At 63.4% G+C, this 7,586-nt stretch carries 4 protein-coding genes; all 4 read right to left on the bottom strand.

The genetic code is table 11. The features are described from left to right. Positions 1-253: 253 nt before the first annotated feature. The 4 genes from CCO02nite_RS07690 to CCO02nite_RS07675 are packed head-to-tail and all read right to left on the bottom strand — an operon-like array spanning position 254 to position 7,550. Positions 254-1,669: a DUF2130 domain-containing protein gene (locus CCO02nite_RS07690; protein WP_146842535.1), complete on the bottom strand. Its 1,416-nt coding sequence runs from the start codon at positions 1,667-1,669 to the stop codon at positions 254-256. 60 nt (positions 1,670-1,729) lie between these two features. Beyond that, positions 1,730-4,879, bottom strand: a complete 3,150-nt coding sequence (locus CCO02nite_RS07685; protein WP_146842534.1) for a type I restriction endonuclease subunit R — start codon at positions 4,877-4,879, stop codon at positions 1,730-1,732. Next, positions 4,876-5,982, bottom strand: a complete 1,107-nt coding sequence (locus CCO02nite_RS07680) for a restriction endonuclease subunit S (protein ID WP_146842533.1) — start codon at positions 5,980-5,982, stop codon at positions 4,876-4,878. The genes CCO02nite_RS07685 and CCO02nite_RS07680 overlap by 4 nt, the downstream gene beginning before the upstream one ends. Next, positions 5,979-7,550: a class I SAM-dependent DNA methyltransferase gene (locus CCO02nite_RS07675; RefSeq protein WP_146842532.1), complete on the bottom strand. Its 1,572-nt coding sequence runs from the start codon at positions 7,548-7,550 to the stop codon at positions 5,979-5,981. The genes CCO02nite_RS07680 and CCO02nite_RS07675 overlap by 4 nt, the downstream gene beginning before the upstream one ends. Positions 7,551-7,586: the final 36 nt, after the last annotated feature.

Here is a 7,586-nt window from a genome sequence, read left to right as displayed (position 1 = left end):
CCAAGTCGGGTTGAATCCCAACACGAGTAGCGGTGCCGGGATAATCGCCGAGTAGAAGATCTTGTAGAAGCGGTCGTCGGTCAGCCCCGACGCCGCCCGGAACGTGGCATCGAGGCGCGCGATGCGGTCGATGTCTGGCGGGTCCACGGTTCCCATCCGAGATTATCGCTGTGAGGACCGTAGCCGCTACTGAAACGGTATTACATGCGGTGCCCCTCACCGCTCGAGGGCGAGGGGCACCGCAGGGTGTGGATCAGGCAGCCTCGGGCTCCTGCGGCGGCTCGAGCTCGGCGAACTTCTGCTTCATCGTCTCATTTCCGCGCGTGAGAGAGCGGATTGTCAGGTCATTCGCCCGACCGCTGGCCGTGTTGAGGTGCTTAACCCAGAGACGCAGCGCCTCCTTGGTGCCTTCGAGCTTCTTGATCGCGTCGTCGATCGTGTCGATGGCCTTGTCGTACTGGGTCGCCGCGTCGCCGACGTTCTTGGTGAACCGCGTCTGGAAGTCGAACAGCTTCGACTCAAAACCTGTGATGTCGATGTTCTGCTGCTTGAGCTGCTCCAGCTCGGCCTTCACCTGGATCGTGCCCTGCGTTGCGTTGCGGAGCAGGGCGATGATGGCGAGGAAGAACTGCGGCCGGACGACGAACATCTTCGGATACTCGTGCGAGACGTCGGTGATGCCGGTGTACAGGTCGGAGTCATCTTCGAGCATGGACACGAGCACCGCGTACTCGCAGCCCTTGTCGCGACGGTCCTTGTCGAGCTTGGCCAGGAAGTCGACGTTCTTCTTCTTGGTGGCCGAGGTGTCGGCCTCGTTCTTCATGTCGAACATGATCGAGATGAACTCGACCCCGTCGTCGCTGAAGTCGCGGAAGATGTAGTCGCCCTTGGTTCCGGTGGAGACGTCGTTGTCCTTGCCAAACTTGGCATTCGGGAACGCCATCGCGCGGACGCGGTTGAACTCGGTCTCACAGTGCTGTTCGAGGGACTCGCCCAGCAGCTTCACCGACTGCTTCGCCTTGAAGTCTCGGTACTGCTCGACCTGCTCGCGGAGGAGCGCGACCTCCTTGGAGTGCGATTCCTTGAGCGCCGACTCCTTGACCTGCTGCTCGACGGCCTGAAGCGCGAGCTGGCTCTCGGCCGCGATGAGCTTCTGTCGCACCTCCGAGACCGCCTTCGTAACGGCCAGCTCCTGACTGGTGCCGGCCCCGTCGATCTCGGCGCGAAGCCGCAGGATCTCGGCGTCCTTCTCGGCTGCCGCCTTCTGGGCCTCCTCAGCGACCTTCGCGACCGCGAGGGCCTGAGTGGTGCCAGTGCCCTCCAGCTCGGCCTTCAGCCGCTCGAGTTCGGCGTCCTTAGCTCCGAGAGCCTTCTCGGCGTTCGTGGCGGCCTCCGCGATCGCGAGCGCCTGAGCGTTGCCGGCGCCTTCGACCTCGTTCTTCAGGCGCTGAATCTCAGCGTCCTTCTTCGTGGCAGCGTCCTGCGCTTGATGGGCGACCTTCGCTTCAGCAAGCGCGATCTCGGCCTTCTTGGCCTTGTCGGCCTCGGCGAGCCGGGCGTGGAGCTCCATCTCGAATTCCGCCGTGCGCACCTGCTGCACGAGGCTGGCGTACTCGGCCTCGTCGATGGTGAACGCGGCCCCGCAGTGCGGGCACTTGATCTCGTTCAATGGCTACCTCCTTCCTGTGTCACATAGGTCAATCCGACCTGACCAGGAGGATGTAAAGCCTCAGTAGGCGAATTCCTCCTCGTCGGCGGCGAAGATCTCGGTTTGCTCGATGACGAGCTCGATGGCCTCGAGCTCGGCGTCAGGCGGGTAGTCGTAACGGACAAGGATGCGGCGGACGGCCGAGCGCATCGTGGCGCGCACGCTCTCCTTGACGTCCCAGTCGATGGTCCAGTTGTCGCGGATCGTGCGCACGAGGTCGCGGGCAATCGCCTTAAGGGTCTCGTCGCCGAGTTTGGTAAGTGCCGACTCGTTCTGCGCTACGGCGTCGTAGAAGGCGATCTCGTCTTCGCGGAGGCCGAGGGCCGTGTGCCGCTGCATATCGTCACGCATCTGCTTGGCGAGCGTAACCAGTTCGGCGATGATCTGCGCTGAAGTGAGCGACCGGTTGTTGTACCGGTTGACCGCCTCCTCGAGCATCTCGGAGAACTTGCGCGTCTGTACGACATTGCTGCGCCTGATCGTGCGGATGCGGTCGTCGAGCAGGCGGCGCAGTAGGCCGATCTGAAGATTCGGCTGGTCCTTGTCCGCCAGGCCGTCGAGGAACTCGTCCGAAAGTATCGACAGCTCGGGAGTCTCGACGCCGGCGAGTTGGTAGATGTCGATCACTCGGTCGCCCGACACGGCCTCGTTAACGAGTTGCCCGATCGCCGTGTCGACATCGACGGCGCCCGATCCACTGCGACCCGATCCGGGATCGAGGATCTTCAGGATCGCGGCCCGCACACCAACGACGAGACGAACATCGTTGCGGATCGCGGTGGCCTCGTCCCGTGCCCCGCAGAGCGCGAAGGCCTTGGCGAGGGCCAGCACCTGGTCGTTGTAACGCTTTGTGCGATCAGGGTCGGCCATCACGAAGTCGAGCACCTTCGCGTACTGCGCGAGGCGTTCGGACGCTGGCAACTCAGGGGATGAGTCGAACATGACACCGTGCAGCAGCGCGCTCACGATGTCGTGCTTCTCGAGCATTACCGTGATCATCTCGTCGATCGGCACACCCGCCTGATCACGGTCGGACGGCGAGTACACCTTGAGCGCCTCTTGCAGGCTGGCGTACACGCCGATCAGGTCGACGATGAGACCTCCGGGCTTGTCGCGGAAGGTCCGGTTCACGCGGGCGATGGCCTGCATGAGACCGGCCCCTTGCATCGTCTTGTCGACGTACATCGTGTGCATGGAGGGCGCATCGAAACCGGTCAGCCACATGTCGCGGACGATGACGAGTTCCAGTTCGTCGTCGGCGTTCTTCGCCCGGAGTTGGATCTCCTTGCGTGTCGCCTTGTCGTGCAGGTGCCGCTGGAAATCCTGCGGGTCGGAGGCCGACCCCGTCATAACGACCTTGATCTTCCCCGTGCGGTGGTCGTCAGTGTGCCAATCGGGGCGGAGCGTGACGATCTTCTCGTAGAGCTCGACGGCGATGCGGCGGCTCATCGCGACGATCATGCCCTTGCCGATCAGCGACTCGCGCCGCTTCTCCCAGTGCTCGACGATCTCACTGGCGACAAGGTCGAGCCGCTCTTCCGCGCCCACGATCGCTTCGAGGCGGGCCCAGCGTGACTTCGCCGCCGACGCGGCGGTCTCTTCGACCTGCTCGGTGATCTCGTCAGCGAGGTCGTCGAGTTCCCCGTACGCGGAATCGCTAATACCAACCTTGACGAGTCGGGGCTCGTAAAAGATCTTGACCGTCGCCCCGTCCTCGACCGCGCGGGTAAGGTCATAGACGTCGATGTAGTCGCCGAAGACGGCACGGGTCGACTTGTCGGCGGTATCGATGGGCGTGCCGGTGAACCCGAGGCAGGTGGCATCGGGGAGCGCGTCGCGCATGTGCTTGGCGAGCCCGGACTTCAGGCGGCCCTCGGCGTCGAGTGTCTCGCTGAACCCGTACTGAGAGCGGTGGGCCTCATCTGCGACGACGATGACGTTGCGCCGGTTCGTGAGCACGGGGTTGGTGTCGCCCCGCTCCTCAGGCGCGAACTTCTGGAGAGTGGTGAAGATGATTCCGCCGGATGCCCGCGTGAGCAACTCTCGCAAATGCGATCGGTGCTCTGCTTGCACCGGCTTCTCGGGGAGGATCGTTGCGGGTGAGAACGTCTCGCCGAAGAGCTGGTCGTCGAGGTCGTTCCGGTCGGTGATGAAGACAAGCGTCGGGTTCTCCATCCGCGGATCGCGCATGATCCTGGCAGCATAGAAGACCATCTCGAGGCTCTTGCCCGAGCCCTGGGTGTGCCAGACGACGCCGCCTCGCTTGTCGCCTTCAGGGCGCGCGGCCTTGACGGTCGACTCGACGGCCGTGTTCACGGCCCAGTACTGGTGGTACTTCGCGACGCGCTTGATGAGCGATCGCATCGGCTGGCCAGTAGCCTTGTCAGTGATCGTCTCGTCGCTGAAGACGACGAAATGGCACAGGACGTCGAGGAACCGCTTGGGCTCGAACACGCCTCGGATGAGCACTTCGAGGGAGGGGCGGTCGGTGACGACATCGCGGCCGTCGATCGTCTTCCAGGGTGCGTAATGCTCGAACGCGCCGGTGAAGGAACTCATCGAGGCACTCGGGACGCCGTCAGAGATGACGGTGACGGCGTTGAAGTCGAAGATCGGAGAGATGTCGCGGCGATAGGTCTGGATCTGGTTCCAGGCGCCCTTCATGTCGGCGTTCTCGTCGGCGGGGTTTTTCAGCTCGAACAGCGCCAGGGGCATGCCGTTCACGAAGACGACGACGTCGGGCCGGCGATTCTTGCCGTCCTTGGTCACCGTGAACTGGTTCACCGCCACCCAGTCATTCATCTCGGGCGCTTCGAAGTCGATCAGCTTCACGCGGACAGTGCGCGCCTGACCGTCCGCGTCCCGGCGCTCGACGGGTACGCCCCCGATGAGGAACTGGTGAATGCGGTAGTTCTCGTCGACCGGGTTCTGCGACTCTGCGCGCAGCAGGCGCTTGATCGCCTGGTCGATCACGGTGTTGTCGAAGTCGGTGTTGAGTCCACGCACGATCGGCAGTAGCCGGTCGATGAGGATCACATCGGCGAACGAGTCGCGAAGCCAGGGGCCGTCCCCCCCGGGGGAGATGCTCGGTCCGTGAAGGGTCTGGTAGCCGAGCTCGGCGAGCCACTCCAGAGCGGCGTTTTCGACCACGGATTCGTTGAAGGCGGTCACGCGACAGCCTCCGCGGGGACGTGAATACGTCCGGCGAGGAGCTCCGGAAGGAGAGTGTCGCGGACCCTGATCAGGCGCGCGGTCTCGTCGGCGCGGCTCCTATAGAGCGCGAAGAGCGTCGCCAGGTGCTGCTCGAGGGTCCGGAACGCCGTTCCGGTCGGGAGTTCCACGACTACGGACTTCAGGTTGCCCATACTTACCTTCGCCTGCACCGCGCCGGTCACGATCGGACGGATGTCGCTACGATCAAGTGCGAGAAAGAGCAGTTCGTCTGAGATACCCCGGCCCGTCAGCGGGTGTGCATGGTTGTTGATCCATGCCTTGCCCCAAATGTACTGGAGCACCGGTCCGCCATCCTCGCGGACCACACTGCCGTCCTCGCCCACGAGGACGAGGACCTCGTCAAACAGGGCCTCGTCGACGTACCCGAAGATCCCCGTGGCGCCGTAATACGGGATGTCGCCGACTCGAGCCTCTCGTTCCTTGCTCGACAGTGGGATACGGCGCCGATTGTGAAATTCGGCAATGTCGCCGATCGGCACGCGCCGCGCTTCGCCCGAGACTGAGGAGTCGAGAAGCGCTCGGGCCAACTTCATCAACATTGTGGTCACACGTTGATTGGACTCGATCTTGTCGTCGATGGCGCCAAGCGTTGCCGCGATCGCCCGCTGCTCAGTTAGTGGCGGCATGGCCAACGGCAGCCGTAGCACGTCTTCTTTGCTCACCCGCTGATGGCTGCCCGTGGTCCCTGTCACGGCCTCCTGGATCTTGGTCACGTTTGACCACATCAGGTAATACAGGTATCGCAGGTCAAGGCCCGGGCCGTTGGGCACAATCTGCAGGAACTCAGGTGAGCAATACGTCTGCTCATCCGGGTGGCGAAGAAGCCAGATTCGCGGGATGCGAGGATTGAGCTTCGACAAGAGAACACAGGGAGAGCCGACCTTCGATTTCCCGGAGCCTATTTTCGAAGGTAGCATCGTCTCTGGGGTCCTGGCGTTATCGTAGCCCGGAATGCTGAATATAGAAACTGGGTCAGCGCCCATGCGAGATGGCGCGACTTGCGACGCGGTGATTTCGGCATAGTCGCCGAGAACGCTCATCGTGGATTCACCGCCGATAGTCGTGCACGAACCTCGTCCTCCAACTCGCGGCCGCGTGTGAACTCACTGAACAGCTCGTTGGTGAGTCGCTCGACCTTGTCCTCGACGGGCTCGTCGTCGTCGTCGAGCTCCACAGAGCCGACGTACCGGCCGGGGGTGAGGATGAAGCCGTGGCCCTCGATGTCGTCGAACGTTGCGGCGTTCGCGAAACCGGCGATGTCCTCGAAGTCGCCGTCGTGGTTGCGCCACGAATGATACGTCCCTGCGATCTGTTCGATGTCGTAGTCGGACAGCTCGCGGAGCCGACGGTTAACCATGGCGCCCAGCTTCCGGGCGTCGATGAAGAGCACTTCGCCCTTCCGAGCACGGTGCTTTGCACTGCCGCCGCGGTCGCGGCTGACGAACCAGAGGCTGACGGGGATTCCGGTGTTGAAGAAGAGCTTGTCAGGCATCGCCACGATGCAGTCGACGAGGTCGGCCTCGACGAGCTTGCGGCGGATCTCGCCCTCACCGCCACTCTTCGAGCTGAGTGATCCGTTCGCAAGCACGAAACCGGCGGTCCCCCGGGGGCTGAGGTGGTGGATGAAGTGCTGCACCCATGCGAAGTTCGCGTTGCCGTCGGGCGGCGTGCCGTACTTCCAGCGGGGGTCGTCGGCGAGCTTCGCGTTCCACCAGTCGCTGACGTTGAACGGCGGGTTGGCGAGCACGAAGTCCGCGCGTAGGTCGGGATGGAGGTCCTGGGTGAAGGAGTCGGCTGACCTGTCGCCGAGGTCGGCGTCGATGCCCCGCACTGCGAGGTTCATCTTCGCGAGCTTCCAGGTCGTAGCGGTGAACTCCTGGCCATATACGGAGATGTCGTTGCGCTTGCCGCCGTGCGCCTTCACAAACTCGGCGGACTGCACGAACATGCCGCCTGAGCCGCACGCCGGGTCGAACACGCGGCCGTGGTACGGCTCCAGCATCTCGACGAGCGTCTTGACGACCGAACGAGGTGTGTAGAACGCGCCCGCGTCCTTGCCGGTCTCCTTGCCGGCGAACTGCCCAAGGAAGTACTCGTACACGCGGCCGAGCACATCGTCGGAACCGTGGTCATCGCTGGGCGTGAAGCCGATGGAGCCGATGATGTCGACGAGCTGGCCGAGGCGGCCCTTGTCGAGGTCTTCACGGCCGTAATTGCGGGGAAGCACGCCGCGGAGCTTCGGGTTCTCCCGCTCGATAAGGTCCATCGCGTTGTCGATGGACTCACCGATCTCGGGCTGCTTAGCGGACTTCTGGATAACTCCCCAGCGCGCGGCAGCGGGGACCCAGAACACGGAGTGGCTGGTGTACTCGTCGCGGTTCTCGACGAGGCGCTCCACCTGCTCGGGCTTGAGCCCTTCGGCGATGAGTTCGATATCGATCTCTTTGCGCCGACCCTCGAACCGATCGGAGATGTACTTGAGAAACACCAGGCCGAGCACGACGTGCTTGTACTCGCTCGGCTCCTGGTTGCCTCGTAGGGCGTCGGCGGCATCCCAGAGCTTCTGCTCCAGGGTCTTCGTCTCGATCCTGCGCGCGACTCTTGCCATGCGGCGCCTCCCTTCGTGCGTGTTGTCGTCTTGCCT

This window comes from Cellulomonas composti, from assembly GCF_007990245.1.
GTDB classification, from domain to species: Bacteria; Actinomycetota; Actinomycetes; order Actinomycetales; family Cellulomonadaceae; genus Cellulomonas; species Cellulomonas composti.
This window is presented reverse-complemented; position numbering and strand designations above follow the sequence as displayed.